The sequence below is a fragment of the Corynebacterium felinum genome (assembly GCF_030408755.1).
GTDB classification, from domain to species: domain Bacteria; phylum Actinomycetota; class Actinomycetes; order Mycobacteriales; family Mycobacteriaceae; genus Corynebacterium; species Corynebacterium felinum.
The window spans coordinates 498,281-520,090 of the sequence record NZ_CP047209.1; the positions used below are offsets into that span (position 1 = coordinate 498,281).

General features: G+C 53.0%; 21 protein-coding genes. 16 read left to right on the top strand and 5 right to left on the bottom strand.

The genetic code is table 11. The annotated features are described in order from the left end of the window. Positions 1-152: 152 nt before the first annotated feature. Both CFELI_RS02235 and CFELI_RS02240 read right to left on the bottom strand, forming a co-directional pair. Positions 153-788 carry a DUF3558 family protein gene (locus CFELI_RS02235; protein WP_277104184.1) on the bottom strand — a complete coding sequence of 212 codons (636 nt, stop codon included), beginning with the start codon at positions 786-788 and terminating at the stop codon, positions 153-155. 144 nt (positions 789-932) lie between these two features. Then, on the bottom strand, positions 933-1,250 hold the full coding sequence (locus CFELI_RS02240; protein ID WP_277104183.1) for a WhiB family transcriptional regulator: 318 nt from the start codon (positions 1,248-1,250) through the stop codon (positions 933-935). Between the two features lie 454 nt (positions 1,251-1,704). On the opposite strand from CFELI_RS02240, the gene CFELI_RS02245 reads away from it, so the two are divergent. Together CFELI_RS02245 and CFELI_RS02250 are read left to right on the top strand one after the other, a co-directional pair. Beyond that, positions 1,705-2,268, top strand: a complete 564-nt coding sequence (locus tag CFELI_RS02245) for a sigma-70 family RNA polymerase sigma factor (RefSeq protein ID WP_277104182.1) — start codon at positions 1,705-1,707, stop codon at positions 2,266-2,268. Further along, complete coding sequence (locus CFELI_RS02250) at positions 2,269-3,276, top strand: hypothetical protein (protein ID WP_277104181.1); 1,008 nt, start codon at positions 2,269-2,271, stop codon at positions 3,274-3,276. A gap of 114 nt (positions 3,277-3,390) precedes the next feature. Here the strand turns inward: CFELI_RS02250 and CFELI_RS02255 are convergent, their stop codons facing one another. After that, a complete protein-coding gene (locus CFELI_RS02255) occupies positions 3,391-3,768 on the bottom strand; it encodes a DUF5319 domain-containing protein (protein WP_277104180.1) in 378 nt (125 codons plus the stop codon). Positions 3,769-4,045: 277 nt separating this feature from the next. Between CFELI_RS02255 and guaB the strand changes: the two genes are divergently transcribed. Continuing rightward, positions 4,046-5,566, top strand: a complete 1,521-nt coding sequence (gene guaB, locus CFELI_RS02260; RefSeq protein ID WP_277104179.1) for an IMP dehydrogenase — start codon at positions 4,046-4,048, stop codon at positions 5,564-5,566. An 815-nt stretch (positions 5,567-6,381) separates the two neighbouring features. Continuing rightward, positions 6,382-7,524: a GuaB3 family IMP dehydrogenase-related protein gene (locus CFELI_RS02265; RefSeq protein WP_277104178.1), complete on the top strand. Its 1,143-nt coding sequence runs from the start codon at positions 6,382-6,384 to the stop codon at positions 7,522-7,524. Positions 7,525-7,754: 230 nt separating this feature from the next. On the opposite strand, the gene CFELI_RS02270 is transcribed toward CFELI_RS02265, so the two are convergent. Then, positions 7,755-8,642, bottom strand: coding sequence for an EamA family transporter (locus tag CFELI_RS02270; RefSeq protein ID WP_277104177.1), 888 nt, complete (start codon positions 8,640-8,642; stop codon positions 7,755-7,757). A 458-nt stretch (positions 8,643-9,100) separates the two neighbouring features. Here CFELI_RS02270 and CFELI_RS02275 point away from each other — a divergent pair, with 458 nt between their 5' ends. The 3 genes from CFELI_RS02275 to CFELI_RS02285 are packed head-to-tail and all read left to right on the top strand — an operon-like array spanning position 9,101 to position 11,768. Then, entirely contained in the window at positions 9,101-10,030 is a 930-nt protein-coding gene (locus CFELI_RS02275) for a hypothetical protein (RefSeq protein ID WP_277104176.1), read from the top strand. A gap of 2 nt (positions 10,031-10,032) precedes the next feature. Beyond that, positions 10,033-11,109, top strand: a complete 1,077-nt coding sequence (locus tag CFELI_RS02280) for a hypothetical protein (RefSeq protein ID WP_277104175.1) — start codon at positions 10,033-10,035, stop codon at positions 11,107-11,109. Further along, the gene (locus tag CFELI_RS02285; protein ID WP_277104174.1) at positions 11,106-11,768 is read left to right on the top strand and encodes an ABC transporter ATP-binding protein; all 663 of its coding nucleotides are present in this window, start codon (positions 11,106-11,108) and stop codon (positions 11,766-11,768) included. Before CFELI_RS02280 ends, CFELI_RS02285 begins: the two co-directional genes overlap by 4 nt. Positions 11,769-11,801: 33 nt before the next feature. On the opposite strand, the gene CFELI_RS02290 is transcribed toward CFELI_RS02285, so the two are convergent. Further along, positions 11,802-12,710, bottom strand: a complete 909-nt coding sequence (locus CFELI_RS02290) for an EamA family transporter (protein ID WP_277104173.1) — start codon at positions 12,708-12,710, stop codon at positions 11,802-11,804. A gap of 101 nt (positions 12,711-12,811) precedes the next feature. On the opposite strand from CFELI_RS02290, the gene CFELI_RS02295 reads away from it, so the two are divergent. The 9 genes from CFELI_RS02295 to CFELI_RS02335 all read left to right on the top strand — a co-directional run bounded on the left by CFELI_RS02295 (position 12,812) and on the right by CFELI_RS02335 (position 21,663). After that, positions 12,812-13,726, top strand: a complete 915-nt coding sequence (locus CFELI_RS02295; RefSeq protein ID WP_277104172.1) for a LysR family transcriptional regulator — start codon at positions 12,812-12,814, stop codon at positions 13,724-13,726. A gap of 87 nt (positions 13,727-13,813) precedes the next feature. Next, positions 13,814-14,929 carry an ATP-binding protein gene (locus tag CFELI_RS02300; protein WP_277104171.1) on the top strand — a complete coding sequence of 372 codons (1,116 nt, stop codon included), beginning with the start codon at positions 13,814-13,816 and terminating at the stop codon, positions 14,927-14,929. Positions 14,930-15,020: 91 nt separating this feature from the next. Next, entirely contained in the window at positions 15,021-15,713 is a 693-nt protein-coding gene (locus tag CFELI_RS02305; protein WP_290259302.1) for a hypothetical protein, read from the top strand. A gap of 212 nt (positions 15,714-15,925) precedes the next feature. Then, positions 15,926-16,207, top strand: a complete 282-nt coding sequence (locus tag CFELI_RS02310) for a hypothetical protein (RefSeq protein ID WP_277104169.1) — start codon at positions 15,926-15,928, stop codon at positions 16,205-16,207. Further along, the gene (locus CFELI_RS02315) at positions 16,179-16,574 is read left to right on the top strand and encodes a phospholipase A2 family protein (RefSeq protein ID WP_277104168.1); all 396 of its coding nucleotides are present in this window, start codon (positions 16,179-16,181) and stop codon (positions 16,572-16,574) included. The genes CFELI_RS02310 and CFELI_RS02315 overlap by 29 nt, the downstream gene beginning before the upstream one ends. Positions 16,575-16,586: 12 nt before the next feature. After that, positions 16,587-16,850 (top strand): hypothetical protein, encoded by a 264-nt coding sequence (locus CFELI_RS02320; RefSeq protein ID WP_277104167.1) that lies wholly within the window; start codon positions 16,587-16,589, stop codon positions 16,848-16,850. 195 nt (positions 16,851-17,045) lie between these two features. Then, positions 17,046-17,375 carry a DUF3024 domain-containing protein gene (locus CFELI_RS02325; RefSeq protein ID WP_277104166.1) on the top strand — a complete coding sequence of 110 codons (330 nt, stop codon included), beginning with the start codon at positions 17,046-17,048 and terminating at the stop codon, positions 17,373-17,375. A gap of 514 nt (positions 17,376-17,889) precedes the next feature. After that, positions 17,890-18,240 (top strand): hypothetical protein, encoded by a 351-nt coding sequence (locus tag CFELI_RS02330; protein WP_290260123.1) that lies wholly within the window; start codon positions 17,890-17,892, stop codon positions 18,238-18,240. Positions 18,241-18,405: 165 nt separating this feature from the next. After that, on the top strand, positions 18,406-21,663 hold the full coding sequence (locus tag CFELI_RS02335) for an AAA family ATPase (protein ID WP_277104165.1): 3,258 nt from the start codon (positions 18,406-18,408) through the stop codon (positions 21,661-21,663). The last annotated feature ends 147 nt before the right edge of the window (positions 21,664-21,810 follow it).

Here is a 21,810-nt window from a genome sequence, read left to right on the forward strand (position 1 = left end):
CCTCTCTTAAAACACATGTGTTGGCCTAGGGTTTTGTGCCCTTATATATAAAGACTGGGAAAAGGGGCTTTGCGTTCCCAAAATTTTTTTCCCACCCACACTCTCCACCCCTATGCGGGGGTAAATGATGGTGGTGGTTGGTGCTGAGGGTTTTAGGTGAAGTTGCCTTTGGTACGTAGTTTTTCAAGGGTTTCATACGCCTTCCAACACAACTCATCTTTTGTCGGCTTACCATCACCAGAGTAGGTATAGGTGATGCTGATACGGCCATGTGATGTACTGACGGCAGCATCACAGTGTCTATTTGTATTCCCTTGAGGCAGGTTGCTGAAGTAGATGCGCTCATCAATACCGGGGAACGTCGCATCAATAATCAACCCATGATCGCGAAGCCAGGAATAACGAGCAAAATGGGTGGATACATTAAATCCACCATTTTGCCCATCCACAAGGTTTGTTTCTCGCATGCCACAATCAATGAAAGGCTTAGATTCCCTATTGGTGACGGTATCCTTTTCGAGTCCGATGTCTGCGAGTTGTTCTGGGGTGAGTGTGTCGCACAGATCGTACAGTGTGTTGTTGGGGTCAAACTTGTCGAAGGCCTCAACGTATTCCCTGTCTGGTGGCAGGGGGATCATGGTGGGTTTGGGTGGTGATTCCCAGGTTTCAAAGGGATAGGTTTCTTCAGTAGTTGTGGTGTGCGCGGATTGGGTGTCCTGTGGTGGTGCGCAGCCAGAAAGTGTCACGGCGCAACAGGTGGCAAGTACTGTGAAAATACGTGTGCGCATTAAACCTCCCGTGGGGTTGTGCTGTAGGTAGTTCTGTGCCCCAATATATAAACACTGCACAATGGGTGTGGAAGTTGGATCCCCCTTGTGCTTTTGCGAGGTTGCATGGTGGTGGCGTCGTCAAGCATGCAGCGCCGCTGGGGGTTACACCGCACGCTGTTGGGGCACCACGGATACTCGAAGTAGGCGGCGCTGGTTGATCAGCTCCCATCGCTCCGATTCATTCAAGCCACCCCACACCCCATAGGGCTCATGGTAGGTCAGTGCGTGCTCCAAGCAATCCTGGCGTACGGGGCAGCCGCGGCAAATCGACTTCGCGCGGCGCTCTTGCAGCACTTTCGGCTTGCCCCGCACATAGTCGGGGGCGTAAAAAATATCTGCATCCTCGTATCGGCATGCGCTATGCAGCTGCCATTCCCAATGATTGCTGATTGGGCGGGGTGTGCGCGGTGTGTTGGACATGGTGTGCGATCCTTTCGTGTTGGCAAAGGTGAAAAATGCGATCTGGGAGGAGTCATGAAGCCACCAGTAGTGGAAAAAACTTCTCATATAGTTAAGACTGGAAAAAACGCGTTTGCGTTCCCACTTTTTTGCACACCGGTCAACCACGGGGGTGAACCGGGCAGGTAGACGGGAGAAGGGAAATGGGTAAACGCGCCCAATAGCTGAGGGGGATGGTGGGGAGAAGAAGTAGCTAAAAGTGGTAACTTTTTGGGCAAAGCAGTCGTTTTTCGCCCCTAGGCGAAGTGGGCTTGTAAGATTGGAATCGATTTATGCGCATCGTGGAAAAATCAGACACATGCGCATCCCTTCAGCCCCCACAGATTGTCGGACTGTAATGTCAGAGAAATATAGGGGCTGATTAAATGTGGAATGTGAAATAACTGTCTTAAGTTAAGTAAAGGCCTGGATGTCGATGAGTGAAACTGAACAGCTTCTCGCGGAACTTGTTCCGGCGGCAAGCAGCGGTGATGCTCGCGCACTACAAGAAGTTATTGGAATCATTCACCCCATGATTTTGCGCTATGCGCGCGCCCGAATCAGTGGAGGGCGGCACCCCACCGCCGAAGACGTAACGCAGGAAATTCTGCTGGCAGTCGCCACATCCATCGGGAACTTCGTTGACCGCGGGCGACCCTTCATGGCCTTCGTGTACGGCATTGCATCCAACAAAGTAGCAGACGCACACCGCAGCTATTCCAGGGATCTTTCCAACCCCACAGAAGAAGTGCCAGACGAAGCTGTGGACCGGGAAACGCCGGAGGAATATGCGCTGGTCACAGCTGGTAGTAACAGAGTGCGTGAGCTTCTCGATTTATTAAGTGAGAAGCCTCGTGAAATTCTCATCTTGAGAGTGTTCGTTGGGCTGTCGGCTGAAGAAACTGCCGAAATTGTAGGGAGCACACCCGGCGCAGTTCGAGTGGCACAACACCGTGCCCTCGCAACTTTGCGCAAGGCTATTGAGCAGGAGATGGATTAGATGACTGACCGACGTCGCCAAGAAGGCGGTCAGAATGAGTTGGGCTTTGACGGCCAGATCGAAGATGTTGCCGTCTTAGCAGAAACAGACGCATTCTTGACCGACCTGTCCCGTGGCGTTGATCGCAGCGAAGGCGAGGACCTCATCGCCGGACTGTTACTTGAGCTGCGTGACTACGCACACGCAGACATGCCCGCACCCCCAACGCTGGTGGATTTGGGGTTGGAGAAGCCTTGCGAACAGGGCAGTGAAGAAGACTGTGCGGATGAACCCAAGGAGTTCGACGAGCACGCTGGAGACCACGCTGACGACACTTCCATGTTGCCGGTGGTCGCTGAAGCCCCAGACGCTGAGCTGAAGCCTGAGACTGAAACAGCAGGCGATGTCATTGATTTTGCAGCGCAAAAACAAAAGCGCCAGCGCGATCACACCCGCCGTGGGTTTGGTCGCATTGCCTCCGGTTTCGTGGGTGCGGCGGCAGCCACGCTGATCATTGCTGGTGGTGGCACCGCAGTGTTCAATGCTGGCGAAGGCAGCCCACTGTATGGGCTGAACCAGCGCTTCTTCGGTGGCACATCTGCGGTGGATAAGGAACATAAGGCTACTGTGGTTGAGCTGGCGTCGACGTTGGAAGAAGTCACTTCAAGGACCGAAAGTGGTGATGTTGAAGGCGCACGTCAGCTTCTTGAGCAGGCACAAGAGATGGTGAATCGACTCAACGAGGGTGATCGCAACAAGATGCAGCCTAAGGTTGATCGTGCGGATGTGCAGCTGTCGACCATCACTGTCACCCCACCACCTGTGACTGAAACTGTGACTACTACGATTACGCTCACCCCTGAGCCTTCGCCGCGCCCGCCCGCACCAGTGCAGGTTCCTACTTCGGAGCCAAATGTGGACGATATCCCAGCTATTCCTTCGTCGATAGCGCCGGTCCCTGGTGAGCCGCAGCCACCTACACTGGTGGAGGATCGCCCCCTGACGGTTCCTGAGGAATACCGTAACTAATATTTTTCCCTCTCTTGTTTAAACTCCCCGCCGTTGCATCCACGAAATGTGGACGTAGCTGCGGGGAGTTTGTGCGTATCGACGCCGCCATCAACGCCGTCGACAAGCGTGCTGTTAGCGCAGCTGCGCGTTGAGCCCATCGAGGTAGCCGAGGCAGTAGTCCCACGGCACGTAGGCGTTGGGGTTGGGTTGGGCGCTGGGCTCGTGCACGGGGGCGAGTTCCCCGGCGAGGGTGGCGAGCATGTTGCCTTCCATGATGTCCCAGTCGTAGAAGTGTTGTTCGTCGCAGTCGTCGCAGTAGAAGAAAATTCCGTTGATGCCATGTGGTGTGAGTACGGTGCGGAAGCGGCGAACCAGGTCGAGTTCTTGGCTGAGGAGGGCGCGTTCGTCTTCGCTTAGGGGTGGCGCTTGCTCGTCTTCGTCGAGGAACGACGCCGGATCATTGGGGTCGTCGGCGAAGGGGTCGCGGGGCATTTGCCATTCATAGTTCACACTCAACAACACTAAAGTGGTGTAGCAAAAGTATCAAACCCTTGTCAGGGGGAAAATTTGTGAATTTTTTGTAGACTTTTCTCACAGTTTGTGTGCGCTGAGTGTATCCGTGGGCACACAATTGCCACCTTGGCGCACATTACAGCTAGTCTTAAGAGAACTTCAGTACTTGCTTTTCTTATCACTAGGTTCAGCGATGTGCGATGTTCTAGCATAAAATCCACACCTTCATGTGGTGGGGCATACACCATTTCTTTGGCAGGAGGAATAATTTCTCATGACGCAGCAGCGCGTTTCCACTGGCGGCGACGATCCAAATAAGGTGGCCCTTGTCGGCCTGACCTTTGACGATGTTCTTCTTCTGCCCGCCGCTTCCGATGTGATTCCCTCTGAGGTGACCACGACGACTCAGCTGACTCGCAACATCAAGCTCAACATCCCCATTGTGTCCGCTGCGATGGATACTGTGACGGAATCGCGCATGGCGATCGCCATGGCGCGTGAGGGTGGCATGGGTGTGTTGCACCGTAACTTGTCCACGGAGGATCAGGCTGCGCATGTGGAGATTGTCAAGCGCTCCGAATCCGGTATGGTCACTGACCCTGCTACCTGTACTCCTGATATGACGATTGCGGAAGTTGATGCGCTGTGCGCGAAGTACCGCATTTCCGGTTTGCCTGTGGTTGATGCTGAGGGCAAGCTGATGGGTATTTGCACGAACCGTGACATGCGTTTCGAGCCCGATTTTAGCCGTAAGGTTTCTGAGATCATGACCCCAATGCCACTGTGTGTGGCACCTGAGGGTGTGTCGAAGGAAGAGGCGTTGAAGCTGCTGTCTGCTAATAAGGTGGAGAAGCTGCCGATCGTGAATGCTGAGGGCAAGCTGACCGGCCTGATCACCGTGAAGGACTTTGTTAAGACTGAGCAGCACCCGAACGCGGCGAAGGATTCCTCCGGCCGCCTGCTGGTGGGCGCTGGTATTGGTGTGGGCGAGGAGTCCTTCTTGCGTGCTGGTGCGCTTGTCGACGCCGGTGTTGATGTTCTCGTCGTCGATTCCGCACACGCGCACTCCCGTGGTGTGTTGGAAATGGTTGCGAAGGTGAAGAAGGAATTCGGCGATCGCGTGGATGTGATTGGCGGTAACCTTGCTACTCGTGAGGCTGCTCGCGACATGATTGCCGCTGGTGCCGACGCCATCAAGGTGGGCATTGGGCCTGGTTCTATCTGCACCACTCGTGTTGTTGCTGGTGTGGGTGCCCCACAGATCACCGCGATTATGGAAGCGTCCGTTCCTGCGCACGCTGCTGGTGTTCCTATTATTGCTGATGGTGGCATGCAGTTCTCTGGCGATATTGCCAAGGCTATCGCTGCCGGTGCTTCCACTGTGATGCTTGGTTCCATGCTGGCTGGTACTGCTGAATCCCCAGGTGACGTTGTTGTGGTTGGCGGTAAGCAGTATAAGCGCTACCGTGGCATGGGTTCGATGGGTGCGATGCAGGGTCGTGGCCTGTCCGGTGAGAAGCGTTCCTTCTCCAAGGACCGCTACTTCCAAGCTGACGTGAAGAGCGAAGACAAGCTGGTCCCGGAGGGCATTGAGGGGCAGGTTCCTTTCCGCGGACCTATCGAGGCGATCACTCACCAGTTGGTCGGTGGTCTGCGTGCCGCTATGGGTTACACCGGTTCGACTCACATTACTGATTTGCAGAAGGCTCGTTTCGTGCAGATCACCTCTGCTGGTTTGCGTGAGTCTCACCCTCACCACATTCAGCAGACTGTGGAAGCTCCGAACTACCACTAAAATCTAGTTTTCTCCAAGCGCCCTTCCTCCCGTTTCGCTTTTTCAGCGCAACGGGAGAAAGGGTGCTTTCGCATGTGCACCACAGAATTCTCGCTATCACTGCTAACTCGACTTCTAGCTTCATAGGGGCATCGGATAAAGAAGCCACAAGTGAATTGGTCGAGTTTGCTCGTGGAAATGTGTGATTGGGGGATGCGGGGGGAGGGGAAGTGGGGTAACTCGACTTTTTTGTGTGTGGGTGGGTGGAATTGGTGTGTGTTGGTGAATTGGTCGAGTTTCGTGCGCGTTTCGGGGGTTACTCGACCTTTAGCTGTGAGGGGTGTGCTTGTGGGGCGTGGTTTCCGGATTGGTCGAGTTTGCTGGTGGAGATGAGTGGTTGGAGGTTGCGGTGTGGGGAGGGGGAAATGGGGTTACTCGACCTTTTTGTGTGTGGGTGGGTGGAATTGGTGTGTGTTGGTGAATTGGTCGAGTTTGCTTGTGGAGATGAGTGGCTGAGGGGATGTGGGGCGGAGAGGGGAAGTGGGGTAACTCGACCTTTAGCTTCGAGGAGGCCTGTGCGTGGGGGTTTGGTGGTGGAAAGGTCGAGTTACCGATGGGGTGTTGGGCGCGTTGGGGTGCTGGTAGCAGAGATTCAGGAGTGGTTGGGGTGTGTTTCTGTGTGGCGGATGAAAAGTTCGCGGAAGGTGGTGCGTGGGAGGTAGAATACTGATCTTGTTACTCTCCGCGTCAGTTTTGCGGTGTGCGGGAATGGTCCTATCACACTTTGAAAGTGCGTGTGGCGCGGTTTTCTACGAGAAGGAACGAAGCTTAAAGCTATGCGTGATTACATTGAAATCGGTATCGGGCGTGAGGCTCGCCGGACCTATTCCCTCACCAATGTGCGGGTCCAGCCTGCCCGCCGCACTCGCTCATCCAAGGACGTAGATACCTCCTGGCACATTGACGCATATTCCTTCAAAATCCCTGTGGTCAGCCACCCAACTGATGCGCTGGGTAGCCCAGAGTTCGTCATCGAGATGGATCGCCTCGGTGGTCTTGGTGTGATCAATGCGGAAGGTTTGCTTGCCCGCCACGCTGATTTCGACCAGGCGATTGCTGAGTTTGCCGCCGCGAACCTGGGCGAGGATGGTGAGTATGTGTTGCCGTCGGCAAGCATTGCGAAGTTGCAGGAGCTGCACGCCGCACCGATCGACCTCGACCTTTTGACCGAGCGTATTCAGCAAGTGCGTGCTTCCGGCGCGACTGTGGCTGTGCGTGTCTCCCCGCAGCGTGCCCGCGAGCTTGCGCCGATTGTGATCAAGGCGGGTGCGGAGCTGCTGTTCATTCAGGGTGCCGTGGTGTCTGCTGAGCACGTTGCCGCTGAGGGTGAGCCGCTGAACTTGAAGGAGTTCATCTCTACTCTCGAAATCCCTGTTGTTGTTGGTGGTGTGCATGATTACACCACTGCGTTGCACTTGATGCGCACCGGCGCGGTTGGTGTGATTGTCGGTTCGGGTGTTAATACTGCGGAGTCGCTGGCAATTCAGCCGTCGATGGCTACCGCTATTGCGGATGTTGCTGCTGCCCGCCGCGATTACTTGGATGAAACTGGTGGGCGCTACGTGCATATTCTTGCCGACGGCGAAATCTACAACACCGGCAACATGATCGCCGCCATCGCCTGCGGTGCCGACGCCGTGATCCTGGGCTCCCCACTTGCCGCTGCTGCTGAGGCACCAGGTCAAGGCTTTTACTGGCCATCGACTCTGGGGCATCCTCGTTTCCCACGCGGCATTGTGGATGTGGTGCATGATAGCTTCCTTGGGCCACGCCCACGCTTGGAGCAGATTTTGCACGGGCCTTCCCAGGACCCGTTCGGTGCCCAGAATTTTGTTGGCGGGCTGCGTCGCGCGGTAGCAAAGTGCGGCTATGAGGATCTGAAGAGCTTCCAGAGGGTGGATTTGTCCATCGAGCTCTAAGCGCTGTGCGCTGCGTATTGCTGTGTGGGGTTAAGGAATACGCACCAGTTGCATGCGCCGCGACTGTAAGTCACGAGGTTTGCGGTTAAGAGAAAAATCCTTGGGTCCCCTTTCGTTCGTGAAGGGGTATCCAAGGATTTTTTATGTGCACATTCTGTGAGTCTGAAGCAGCACAAGGCTTAGGGTATGCAGGTGTGTGCGTGGCTTATCGTTGTGGGGAGGGGGTGGGCTTAGCCTTGGTCGACGATGACAGATTTTTTCTTCATGGTGGACAGGGTGCTGCCCACTGATGCTGTGATCACGCAGGCAATGGCGATGATGCCGAGGATGCTGAGTTTTTGATTGAGCACAATTATTCCGGCAACTGCGGCGATGGCGGGTTCGAGCGACATGAGGATGCTGAATGTGGAATTGGGGATTCGTTTCAGCGCCATAAATTCCAAGGTGAAGGGGATCAGTGAGGAAAGGACAGCGGTGCCGATGACAAGAAGGAGGAGGCGGGCGTCGAAAAGCACAGCTGTTGCCCCGGGCGCGCCGAAGGGGGCGAGCGTGAGCGCACCGATGAACAGGGCTACGGCAAGGCCTTGGGTGCCGGGAATGTGTGCGCCGACGCGGGTGCCGAGCACGATGTAGATCGCCCAGAATGTGGCGGCACCGAACGCGGCTGCCACACCGATGATATCGAGGCTGCCCAGCCCAAGGAAGGTGCGCAATCCGAGCATGCTCACCCCGGCGAGGGCGAGCAGTACCCAGCTGATATCGCGGCTGTTGCGCGAAAGCACTGCGGCGAGAGTCAGTGGTCCGAGGAATTCGATGGTGACGGCGGTGCTCAGCGGGATGCGGGAGATGGCGGTGTAGAAAAAGCCGTTCATCAGCCCGACGACGATGCCGAAGCCAAGCCCGTAGGTCCACTGTGTGCGGTTCCAGGTGTGTAGTTTCGGGCGGGTGAGCGCAAGGAGGATGAGAGAGGCGATGAAAAAGCGGGTGAAGGATGTGGACCAGGTGCCGAGGATGGGGAAGAGGTGGGTGGCGAGCGCGTTGCCGAATTGGAGGGTGGAGCTTGCGCCGATGACCAGCGCGACCCCAGTGAAGGGGTTCAGGCGGGAGGTGAGGTTCATTTCGTGGGTGGGGGTTGAGAAGTAGTAGCGCTTATATTTAAGCAGTGAGCGGCATTTTTTGCTTATCGACGCCGTTTTTCGTCAATCCGGTTTGCTTGCGGTGGATGTGGGGTTTTGCTGAGCTGCGACGGCAAAAGGGCGAATTCTGTTTCGCGCTGTGACTATTGCCACATGTTTTTTTCTTTATCTAGGGTACGCTAAAAAATATTGGGCGTTGATGAGGGGAATGTGTATATGCGCACCTCTAAGTACTCGTTTGAGGTTCTTGTGGGTGCTGGTGTGTCTTTGCTTGCAGTAGGGGCATGCGGAGGTGTTGAGAGTGGTGTTCTGTGGGGTCATACTCACGGACAGAAGAGTAGTGAAAGTGCCTTTTTGTTGGTGATCTGCGATGCTGGTCCAAAGGGGAATAAAGCTTCAGTTGGTGTTCCTCGCTGTGCTTATGGGGATATTGGCGACGAGTGCAGCGTGGGCTTGTGTGGGTTATTCAGGTTCGTGAAGCAGTAGTTTTTGGAAGTGATAAGAATTATTCGGTGCTGAAGGTTCGTGGTGTTTTAGGTGCAACAGCGGAGAAATCGCAGGTATATCGTGCGCTTGAGCAGCAGTTGCGTGCACATCAGGCGGCACTGATTATTGATGGAAATGGTGAAGGGCTGCCGGGGATTTTCGTGCTAAATCCGCACGGTGTTATCCCATGGTGGCCGGAGGGAAGTGTGGCGGAAGTATCGGATGGTGGGTCGGAAGTATTCCTTTTCCGCAATACTTATTGTGCACAAGCATATGAGCGTGTGGGCAGGTGTGCGTTTCTGCCCGCATATAGCCAGGTTGCTGGAGTAATTGACCCGCCACCAGGTGCTGATGATTATCAATTTGCGATGGTGCCATCGGCACACAGCGTGCTGCATAATTCCACCCTCGTGGTGGTTTCTTCCACACCTAGAGTTGTTGAGAGCATACAGGAAACACTGCGTCAGGCGGGTTTCAGGGTTGATGTTGATCCTGTGAAACCACTGTGGCTGGAGCTGGTTCATAATCCACTGCTAGTGATTTCATGGGGGTTATTTTCTTTCGGGATGTTCTTAAGCGCTGTGTATTGGAAGATGTGCAACACAAGGTTCAGCAATGCCATGCGGATCAGGCTAGGGGTGGGGGCAACGTGCGGCAGGCTTATTCGTGAGTACACAGTTCATGCAAGCCCGAGGCTGCTTCTTGGGTCTTTCGGTGGGGTAGGGCTGGCACTGTTTTTGGTGAGAGTAATCAGTGGGGTGGTATTGCCCAGTGATATTTTTCTTCCAGTGCTTGTAGCTGCGGTGTTGTCGTTTGTGTTAATGGTGAAAACCTACGCCTTGATGGTGGCGTGGGAGCTGCGGGCGCTGAGGCGAGGGGGATAGCAATGTTGCGGGATATTGTTGGAGGATTCTGGTTGGCGCTGCGTAGGTGGCGTTATAGTGCGAGCGTGGCGTGTATTTGTGGAATGGTCACATGTGTGATGGCGCTGATTTTTAGTGATGTGTTAACCCAGGTGGAGGTGTTGCGCGGAGGGGCGAATCTCAGAAAGGCGCAGGCGGTGGTGTTTACTGTTTTTTATCCGCCAGGGCGGGTGTATGAACCTAGTGGTGAGACTATAGCGATGCTCCAACACAGTATTGATAGCGGTGGTGCATACACGTCGGTGGTGAATAATTTAGCGATTGATGAGCCGGATGCCTTTGGGGGTGTGAAAACAATTGCGGTTGTTGGGCAGGAAGCTGTGAAAATGTTTCCTAGCCTTGGTGCAGGGTGCCAAGCGCCTTGTGTTCTTCGGGGCGCGTCGTTGTCGGAAGAAGATGCGCCTGTGCATTTTCGGGGAATCACTTTTGCTCATGGTGGTTTTTTCGATCGTGGTGCGGTGTGGTTTGATCCCAAAGCTGCGGGGCTTAATCTTGATTCTTATCAGGTACTTGTGTTCGAGCCGAGTCAGTTGGTGGTTTTTGATGAGTATGAGAAAGAGGAGCTGATTTCCAAAACGGTTCTGCTGAATCCCACTGTTGGTGAGATTGAGAGTTTTATTCGTTCTGTTTCTCAAGGTTCGTTGTATGCAATTCCGAGCGCTGTGGCTCAGAAGCAGCCAGAGCGTTTTGATAGCGTGATGGTTCGGGCAGCGTTGTATATTCTGGCGCTTTCAGCTTTTAGCGTGCTTGCGGTGTGTGTCTACGGTTTGGTGACAAGGGAAATAATTAGCCAGGAAGCGCGGGCATTTTTTATCAGACGTTTGTGTGGGGCACCCGCGCAGCGCTTGAGTGTTCGGATTCTTGCTTTCTTGTCTGTGTCTACGCTTGTAGTCCCGCTCAGTGCGTGTGTGGTGTTGTGGTTTGTGGGGCCGCCGGTTGCTAGTGGTGCGAAGGTAATGGTGGGGGTTGTGGCGTTGGCGTATGTGGGGTTTTCTGTTAGCGCGGTGCGTGCAAGCAGATGTGAGGCAGGTGTGGTGTGAATTTTCTGTTGGAGATGAAAAATGTGAGCTACCGGTACCGTTTAAAAAATGAAACGGTAGTGGCGTTGAAGGATTTTTCTTTCGCGTTGTCTCCTGGGGAGATGGTTGCGCTGATGGGTCCTTCGGGTTCGGGTAAATCAACGGCGCTTCTTATCGCTGCACTGTTGCGTCCGGATTATACTGGTGAGCTGCTTATTGGTGGAAAGCCGGTGCCGAGTTCGGAAAGGGACAAGGCGGTGTTGCGTCATTCGTTTTTTGGTTGTGTTTTTCAGCATTATGCGGTGATTGAGGATGCGCCTGTGTGGGAAAATGTTGCTCTCCCGCTGGAGTATGCTCCGCGTAGGTTGTCGCGGCGGCAGCGTCGTCGGCGCGCTGTAGAGGAGTTAGCGAAGTACGGTATTGAGGATCTAGCGGATCGGCAGGTTGCGCGGTTGTCGGGTGGGCAGCGTCAGCGCGTGGCTATTGCGCGTGCAACGATTAATGATCCGCAGGTGATTGTGGCGGATGAGCCTACGGCGGCGTTGGATGAGGTTGCTTGCGATACGATCATGCGGGTTTTTGGTGCTGTGCGTGATCATCATCGTGGCATTGTGATTGCTACGCATGATCCGCGGGTGGCTCAACAGTGTGACAGGATTGTTTATCTGCGCTCTTCTTGATGTGCATTTTTTGCTTATCGACGCCGTTTTTCGTCAATCCCGTTTGCTTGCGGTGGATGTGGGGTTGGTGTTTTTGCGGCGTGCTCGTGCGCTTAGGGTGGTGCCGATGGATGCGGACATGACGCAGGCGATGGCGAGGGTGCCGTGGCTGGAGATGGGTTGGTTGAGTAGGAGGAATCCGAGGGTGGCGGCTGCGGCTGGTTCGAGTGACATGAGGATGCCGAAGGTGTGGGAGGGGAGGATTTTGAGTGCGTAGAATTCGAGGGAGTAGGGGATTAAAGAGCCGAAGAGGGCGGTGCCAAATGCGGTGGTGAAAAGTGTGGGGGTGGTGATGAAGTCGGGGGTGTGGGCGAGTGCGGCGGGCATGGTGGGGAGTGCGCCGATGAGCATGGCTATGCCGAGCCCGCCGGTGCCAGGTACGTGGGCGCCGACGGTGGCGGAGGTGAGAATGTAGAGTGCCCAGAAGAAGGCGGCGGCGAGGATGAATGCGACGCCGTGGAGGTTGAGGGAGTGGGTGGAGGTGAGTGCTTCGAGTCCGAATAGTCCGATGCCAAGTAGGGCGAGGGTGACCCATAGGTAGTCTTTGAGGTTTTTGGATAGGAGTGCAGCGAGGGTGAGGGGGCCGATGAATTCAATGGTGACAGCGGTGCCGAGGGGGAGTTTGTCGATGCCGGCGTAGAAGAATGTGTTCATCAGTCCCATGGCGATGCCGAAGCGGATGATGTAGATCCATTGTTGTTTTGACCATGCGGTGAGTGTGGGGCGGGTGATGGCGAGGATGACGAGCCCAGCGATGCTCAGACGCAGCGAGGTGGTGGCGAAGGGGCCTACGTGTGGGAATAGGGTGGTGGCGTATGCGGCCCCGAATTGGAGGGAGCATACGGAACCAAGCACGCAGAAGATTCCCATGAAGGGGGAGTGCAGCAGGCTGGGGGTTTTCATGGGGTTCATTATGGGCCGGAAAAATCTGTTAGTCTAGCAAAAAATTCTGGCAATAATTCTTTAGAAAAACTTAACTTTTTGTGTGTGGGAGGGCAGTAGCCGTGGCGCGTGTGCATCGGGCGAATCTTCACAATCTCAACCGGCTGCGCATGTTGTGTGAGCTGAGGCGTTTAAAAACGATGAGCGAAGTTGCCCAAGTTTTTCTCATGACCCACTCGGCGGTCTCCCAGCAACTATCGCAGCTGGAGAAAGAAGTCGGCTACAAGCTGTTGGAAAAAGATGGGCGCGGGGTGCGGTTGAATGACCGGGGTGAGATTCTTGCCGATTACGCTGGGAAAATTCTTGCTCTTGCCGATGAGGCGCAAGCCGCGCTGAAGGATCGCCGGGATGTTACTGGTGTGCTGAAAGTGGCGACTTTCCAATCCGCGCTGGTCGGGCTGGTGCCCGACACGTTGCGTGTGCTTGATTCTGAATACCCTGACCTGCATCTTGAGTGTGTTCAGTGCGATGTTTCGGATGGTATTGCGGAGCTTTTGAGTCACCGCGTCGATATTGTTATCGGTGAAGAATTGCCGTTTGCGCCCACCATTGATAGTCCCAGCATTCACCGGCTTGATCTCTACCGCGAACCCATGGTTCTTGCTGCCCCCGCGCACGGTCGGTGGCGTTTCCCGGGCAGCTTTGAGCAGCTTGCTGCAAGCAGATTTTTGCTTAACCCTGCCGGCACTATTGCTGGGCATTGGGAGCGAAACTTTTGCCTCGCCCAAGGCTTCGTGCCCACCGTGGTGGTGGAATCGCCGGACCCTTTGGTGCAGCTTAATCTTGTGCGCCAAGGAGTAGGGGTGGCGTTGCTGCCGTCGCTTGTGCTTGGTTCGGTGGAAGGTCTGGATAACGTGGATATCATTCCGCTGCCTGGTAATCCCCAGCGTGTGCTGTTTACTGCGGTGCGGATTGGGCGCGAAGACCATCCCGCAATCCACGCTTTACGACGCGCACTCCATGCAGCCCGCCCCTAACCTCTTGTCCCCGCTTTATATCCCACAAAGGCTTTTATACCAATTTATCCACAAAAACGTCATTTATATCAATTTATACTTGGATGTGTGAAGAATCCTTTTCGTCCAAGCTTTGGCCTTAACCCCAATATTCTCGCAGGTCGGGCAGGATTGTTGCGCGGTTTTTCTCTCGCCTTTGCTGAGGGGATTGGTGCGCCGTTGCGAGTTTCCCTTCTTTCTGGCCCGAGGGGAACGGGGAAAACGGTGATGCTTCATCACATTGAGTCACTGGCTCGGGAACAAGGGTGGATTGTGCTGCGCGCCTTTCCGCGCGCGGGCATGATCGACAATCTTATCGACCCCACGATAGCTAACGCGCTCGCGGAACTCGACACCACCAGCATCCCTTTGACACGGCGGATTTCGGGTGTGTCCGTTGGAGGTTTTTCACTGAACACTGAAATGGTCACCGCACCGCAGTCACGAAAAACGCTCAATACGCAGCTTCGTGCACTTAGCCACGCAGTATCTAAGCACGGTGCAGGAATCCTCATTTCGCTTGACGAAGTGCAATCTGCTCAGGTTGAGGAACTTGCAGAGCTTGCCACAGCTATCCAGGACCTTATCCGCGATGAATGCGACATTGCCTTCGCCGCCGCAGGGCTGCCTGAAGGGATATATGCGCTCCTCGACCACCCTGGAACCACCTTCCTCAGGCGTGCGGAACACATTCAGCTGGGGAAACTGTCGAGTGAAGATGTGAAAACCTCCTTCGTGGAAACCATTACGTCAGCTGGACGTGAAGTGACGAAGGACGCTGTCGAAGAAGCGACACGAATCATACGCGGCTACCCCTACCTTCTTCAGGTGGTGGGCTCATTAGCGTGGGCTGCAGCCAGCCTCGAAAACTCCACCACAGTCGAGCTTTCCCACGTACACTCAATTGCGGATGACGCCCAATTGCGTATGAAAACCCATGTACACCAGCCGGCACTGCGAAAAGTGCCAGAGAGTCAGCGCAACTTCCTTCACGCTATGGCGGAAGTGGCAGACGGGGAGACAGCCCGCATTAAAGACATTGCGCAACACCTCAATACCACGACCAGTGCGCTTTCCGCTCGCCGTCGCGCACTACTGGAATCGGGGATCATCACCGCCCCGAAACGTGGCGAGCTAGAATTCAGCCTCCCCTATTTGAAGGAGTACCTTCAAAGTGACTACTAGCTTTTAACGCCACCAAGGAAAGAAAAGGTAGAGCACTGATGGGCTATATGAGGAAGAAAACTTGGTTGTGCCGGTAGAACTTGAACGTTTCTTGGCTAACAAACTCAGCTTTGGGCAGTGCGCTAGTTGGGCAGTGTGGAAACTAGGAAGCAGTGATCATTCGCGCTACGCCCCAGAGCCGTTAGTTGCGCCAGATTTCCACCTGAACGTGGCTGTGGCACAACTGAATGCATTTTCTACCACGGAAGAATTAGCTGATTTACACACCGATGTGGTGCTGGTGGCACTGAATTTTGCACAACGTGACGGCGCAACTAAGCAGGCTATCGATGGATTATCATTTCATGCTTTCCATGAGGAGACGACTACCACTAGCGATTACCGCCTGCGCGACATCTGCCTTGGCACGCGCTTATGGGGTGCTTACATCACGGATTTAGTGAAATTCGATGGGGATTGTGTAAAACCAATACGGGATTCACAAGCTTCCAACATTAAAAAGATGCTGCGTAACCGTGATTTTCTCATGGTTCAAGTACGTGGGCTGTGCAAAGAGCTAAGGCAGCTTGGTTGCACAAACCCCACGATCATTGCCTTAGGGAATGATGTTTACGACTCATTGAAAGATCAGCGCTACGGGGAATGTATGACACTGCTGCGTGAGGCTTTGGGGGAAGAAACAAAGCTTTTGAAAGTGACTCACTATTCCAAAGCCACGGGTATTAGTCACAGCGATTATGTTGCTCGGGTATATCAAGAACTACGCGACCAAGCGTTTTTCTAGGCAGTGGGGTATCCCTGAGGTGCCCTTAGAATATTGCGTTTCCAACTCACCATTGGGAGCTTGCCTGCTTGTGCCTTGAACTATCGGTTTAGGCCGAGGGCTGCATGGGCTGCCCCAACTCTTTAGATCCTTCGTGAAATGCCTGCCTTCCAAGTCTATTCAGCTGTCTTTTAACTGGTCAGCCACTTTTTTACGTGCTCTTGCCGTGGGGTATGGCATTGGATGATGGCAGTCCGATAGTCCAGATTGCTATCGTGGATACTGAAGTAATCTCAAGTAACCAACCAAGTTCGGAGAAGTTCCACATGATTTCTTCAAAAAAGGTAATGACGATATCTGCATCTGCATTGTTAGTTTTCGGGGCTATAAGTTTTCCCAAAACAGTTATGGCAGTTGATCGGGAAATTGTAGTTTCACAAGCTGACGAGAGCCAAGTCGCAGAGCTTCTGAGCTACGCGGTAGTGGATGATGCGGGAAATATCGAAAAATTTTGATGTTGTCGCTGCTAAGAAAAATGATGCCAGTGAATTCATCATTACCGCTGCTACTGAATACAATGAAGCCGCTGCTAGTACGGGTGAAAAGCAGATCGACGATAGGGCGCTATCAATAGGATTTCCTATTCATGGAAACTGGTGTGGTCCTGGTCATAGCGGTCCAGATGCACATATTGATCTTTTGGATAGCCGGTGTAAAACACATGATTTGTGCTACGCCAATGAAGGTTATTTCCATAAATCGTGTGACCGTGCGCTAGTTGCTCAACTCACGCTTGATCTTCACGCTGGTCAATATAGTGGCTGGGTAAAAGCGAAAGCAATTGCGATACGCTCGGTGTTTTTACCAAACGCAGCACCATAGGAGGGGAAGTACATGAACGCGAAGGCTCCTAGGAAAAACATATTCTTCAACACCGAAAGCACCGCTGTCACTATCGCGTGCTACATCTTGTTGGCTGTATCTGTCACGCTGATTGCACTCGGGCCAGCGCTAGTGAGCACGATCTGGATGTGGAGCTGGCCGTGCGCCGTAGTCCTCGTTGCTTTGAGTGCCTGGAAGAAACTCTGGGCTCTGACAGCGATGGGAGTTCTCATCCTGCTATTCCCAATGGGAGTTATTCTGTTCCAAGGATTCTAAAAACCTACTAGTGGAAGATTTTAGGCGATGTGCAGGCTCAATCCTTGTGTAAGGCGCGTCAGCTTTAAACAAAGGGTGGCACAAGAACAACGAAGTAATAGGGCTTCGGCATGTTGGTCCAGGTGCTTTATTCGTTGGTGAAAATACTGCCCACCAGCGAGATGTGCATTGTGATACTGCAGTACAATTGCGCATATGGCTATACCTGAAGATGATCTTGACCGTATTAATCGCTGGTGTGAGTCCTGTGTACCAGAAGAATACTGGGATCAGGTCAAAGTCGAAGCGGACATCGCTGAACGTCACGTCACCATTGTTGAAGTTCGTCCGCTATGGACCGGCGAAGGTGAATATGTGCGCTTCCCAATCGCGCGACTGCGCTACACGAAATCAACTGGGCTGTGGAGCCTGTACTGGCGCGATAGGAACTTGAAGTTTCACAAATATGACATTGAGCCTACCGCCACGGTCGGCACCCTCCTTGACCACATTGGAAACAGTGGCGATCCGATCTTCTTTGGCTAAAAGCGCACGGTGTGATGCGGGTAAAAGAATGATTGCTCGGTCGAGGTTCTGGGCGTGTTTGTGCTGAAGGCTTGCTACGGAGAGCACTCTCAATGCGCTGAATAGTGGGGAGAATCCGCACTAGGCACGTGGTATTGTATATAGTACTATTTTTCGATGGGGGAAGTTTCGATACCTGCAGGGATGGAGAAGCTCATTGAGAAAATGCGTGTCTCTGATACGAATGTGCGCTTTGATGAGTTGAAAAAGGTGTGTGATTACTTCTTTGAAAAACGCCCCTCCCGTGGAGCTTTATCGTTGATTGCTGGTGGGGATGATGTCCGCGACATTACTTTGCTTTCCTGTAGTTGCAACGGCGTTAGCATCAAAATCGTTACCGTCAGTTACAACCACATGGCGACGGACCACGGAATATGCAGATACCAGCGAGTATGTGTACCAAGGGTTTATCCAAGCAACGAAACAAGCTCGCACTAGGGTGTGGGATTTGTTAGGTGATCACGCCCCGCATCGGGTGGCAACAGTTGAAAAACCACTGGTTATCGATATTGATGCCACGTTGATTACCGTACATTCATCTGAGTGTGAGGAGCTAAAATTTCTCTTCACACGCGCACCTAAAGGCAAACCTGAAATAAACCTTATTGAACATTGGGCAGGTTCTAAGGCAAAATGGTTTTTGGTTGAGCTTTCTTCACTGCGATTGTGGCAACGCCGACACAGCAACCACCAAGGGCAACACAAGTACTTTGCGCAACGGATTGGTTGGCAAAGCACGAATTCGCAAGTGGATAAAACAACACCCACGGTTGCCACAGTACTTATATGCATGATGCAACCGCGCCAAAAGCTGGCACAAACCTAGTTGTGCACAGAACTAGCACCTCACCACAACAGTGCCTGTTGATCTTTGAAATATGCAGATCAGGAATGTACATGCTGGGTGGAAGCGAAGTCTGGTGCGCGATACTTATCCATTTTTTAGGATAACACCACCTTTTAATGAAAACGTGCAACCACGGAGCATCATATGGCAATTCATATCACCGAAGAATTTAAAAATGCGCTTGACCTGATGCATGCGGGAAAGAACGTCTTAATCACCGGTAAAGCAGGCACAGGCAAATCTACACTCCTTCGCGAATACTTAAAAGCCACTGATGGAAGTAACATACTTGTAACTGCACCTACAGGTGTTGCCGCCCTTAATATCAACGGATTCACTATCCACAAAGCATTTGGTTTCCGTCCAGGAATGTTCCCCGATGATCTCAAGCAAGGCGGAAAGTGGTACCCGAGTGCGCAGGTCAAAGACGTTCTGCGCGCCATTGATGTTCTCGTCGTCGACGAAATCTCAATGGTGAGGGCTGATCTTTTCGACATGATGAACATCGCCCTGCAAAAAATTCGGAAAAATAAGCGTGCCTTTGGCGGCGTGCAAGTGATTATGGTCGGTGATCTGCTGCAGCTCCCACCCGTCGTCAATGACGACGTTGCACAACTCTTCACCACAGTATGGAAGAGCCCCTTTTTCTTCTCAGCTCATTGTTATCCCGACCTTGACTTGCACGATGTAAATCTCACCAGTGTGTGGCGTCAGACCGATATTCAATTCATTGAGGTGCTCAACGAAATCCGTGAAGGTTCGGTGGGTAATGAAGCACTGGCTATTCTCAACAGCCTTGTCGACCCAAACTTCCAAGCACCACACGACTGGGTTACGCTGACCTCACGCAATCGTGCAGTGCAAAAGATTAACTCTGAACGTATTAATGAACTTCCGAGCAAGAAATTTGTATCTTTAGCTACCTTTACAGGTGAAGCCGATGCCAAAACTTTCAACGGCTCAGAAACACTAGAGTATGCAGTCGGGTCTCGTGTTATGACAGCGATCAACGACCCTCAAGGGCGATTCGTCAACGGCAGCTTCGGCACAATTACACACGCGACAGACGACGTTGTGACCGTGCTGATTGATGACAATCAACAAAGCGTGGAATTGAAACCTCACACATGGAAAGTCAATCGACCTACCATGGACAATGGCGTTCTTTCCAGCGAAGTCATTGGTGAAGCCACACAATTTCCCTTCATCCTGGCGTGGGCAATTACCATCCACAAAAGCCAAGGAAAAACAATCTCCAAGCTGTTCATTGACCTGCGAGGTGGGACAGCAGAAGATGGGCAATTCTACGTAGCTGTCTCTCGCGCAGTGGATTTGCAACACCTACGATTCAGTATTCCTGTGGAAGAACGCCACATCCGCGCCAATAATGCGCTGGTGAGAAAGACCCGTCGTGAAGTCAGCAAACTTACACACACGAATCGCATCGTCTTGATTTCTTTCGATGGCGTTTCTTTCGGAGTAAGCCAACACATTGCTCAGATTCATGCAGTCATTTATGAAGGCAGAAAACGAGTAGCAGAGTTCGGTTCATGGATTAATCCCGCGGCAGACCTCGGAAGTTTCGGTATAGAAAAAGATATTCCTGCTGGTGGGTTAGCGATGGCACCTACACTCGGTGATTTTTGGCCCCTCCTGCTGCGCCAAGCTCAAGGCGGCATCGTGGTTGGGGATCGTCTATCCATGTTTGAAAATGCGGTGAGGCATCAAGAAAAAGGAATGCGCATTGGTCTTGGTGTCGGCTACGAAGCTGAAGATTTCAAGGTCAACATCACAACTGACGACGTCGTTTCGCGCTGTGAGCAACTAGCCCAGGCATATGAAGGTGGCATGATCACGCCGTCGCGTGGCGAAGTCGTGCCAGTACCTTCACTTACTCAGGAAGGTGCCGTATTCATCCCATCGTGGGCCCCAGATACCCCCATGGTGTTGGATCAAACATTTGCCACAGATTCTGACAACGCATGGGCGGCGATGTCGGGGGCGAAAGTGAGGCCTCAAAGCTTCACGGAGGTAGAAGAATGTGCTGAACTTCTGTCCTCGTGGGCGATTTCACGTGGCGTGTGGACTGCTGACATGCAAGAAGATATTCATCGTCGTGTGGGATGGATTACTAACGAGTCAGTGATCTTGCCTGATGTTGTTGATACTGAAATGGATTGTGCATCCTTGTTTGCTGCAGGCACGCGGGTGGCTTTCACAGGATTACAGCATCTTTTGGGTGCTGCTGTGAATGACGATCGGCTTAAAGAGGTCTGCCAGGACCGTGGGTTGATATATAAGTCTGGTGTTTCGCGTACCCAATGTGATGTTCTTGTTGCTCGTGACCCGGCATCGATGTCACGAAAAGCCAAAAATGCCCGCGAATTCGGCAAACCAATTGTGGCACAGGAAGATTTTGAGCAATGGTATGAGTGTTCTCCAGTACCCAACGTAACCCCAGCTATTGCAGTTACTGCCTTGGAAGATCTTCCAGTTATGCAGGAAGATGCTGCTAAAGAAGTTGCGCCCCAAAGGCTTTCTGCCCAAGCGGTAGAAGAACCAAATGCCAACGAGTACAACATGGTATCTGCTGAGAGCGCGCTTACTAAAGGTGTGCGTGTCGCCTTTCGTGGTCCGGTGATTGTTGATAGACAGCGCTATACGCACGGCTCAGAACTACAAGGTTTATGTACACAATTGGGGCTTGAGTATAAGCAAGCGATCTCGAAAACACGCTGTGATGTTTTGGTCACCGACACTGTGCATGGAAGTGACGGAAAACTTCGACTAGCGCTTTTGTATGGAACGCAAGTTGTGACTGCTCACGACTTTTCCCAGTGGGCTGAGCGTACACGTGCCCAACAAACTCCAGATATTCTTATTCCCCCTGTCCCTGTGATCGACCCGCTGCCAACACCTTTGCCAAAATCACTTCCGAAACCGGTGTCAACACCGGTGCCTAAACCCCCAATCGTGGTTGACGTGCCTGCACCTGAATCATTAGATAGTGAGAAAAAGGTGTGGTCGGAAAGCTATTTAATAGAGACCGCGCCAGAACCTGTTGTGTTGGAGAACATTCGGATTCAAGGGCCTTCTGTGCAGTCAAGGCATTCAAGTAGCCCTTATGACTTTGCGGAGGTTCCACTTCCTGTAAGTCCCGTCGGTGCTCAGTGGGCGCAGGCGCCTACGGGTCCTGTTCCCAATAGAGCAGTACGGGGTGTCCTTTTTGCTGTGGCGATCCATGTCGTGACATTTATTGGAATGATTGTTGGCGCGGTTGCGGAATCTGATGTGATGTTGGGCATTTCAATGATTCTATGGATTTTGGCGTGGCCAGCGTTGATTACCTTTAGTGTGCTTGCGATTATTCACAAAGTTCGGCATAGGCGTGCCCGCAAGTGAACAGTTCGTGGGTGATTACTCGACCACTAGGTAAGGTGCGGGTCACGTTGTGTGGTGAGCTTCACGTGTGTGGGGGCGTTTTGAAACTGGGCGCAGAATGAGTTTCGCGCCTAGCGAGATATTGACGCTGACTAGCTGTGACAGGCT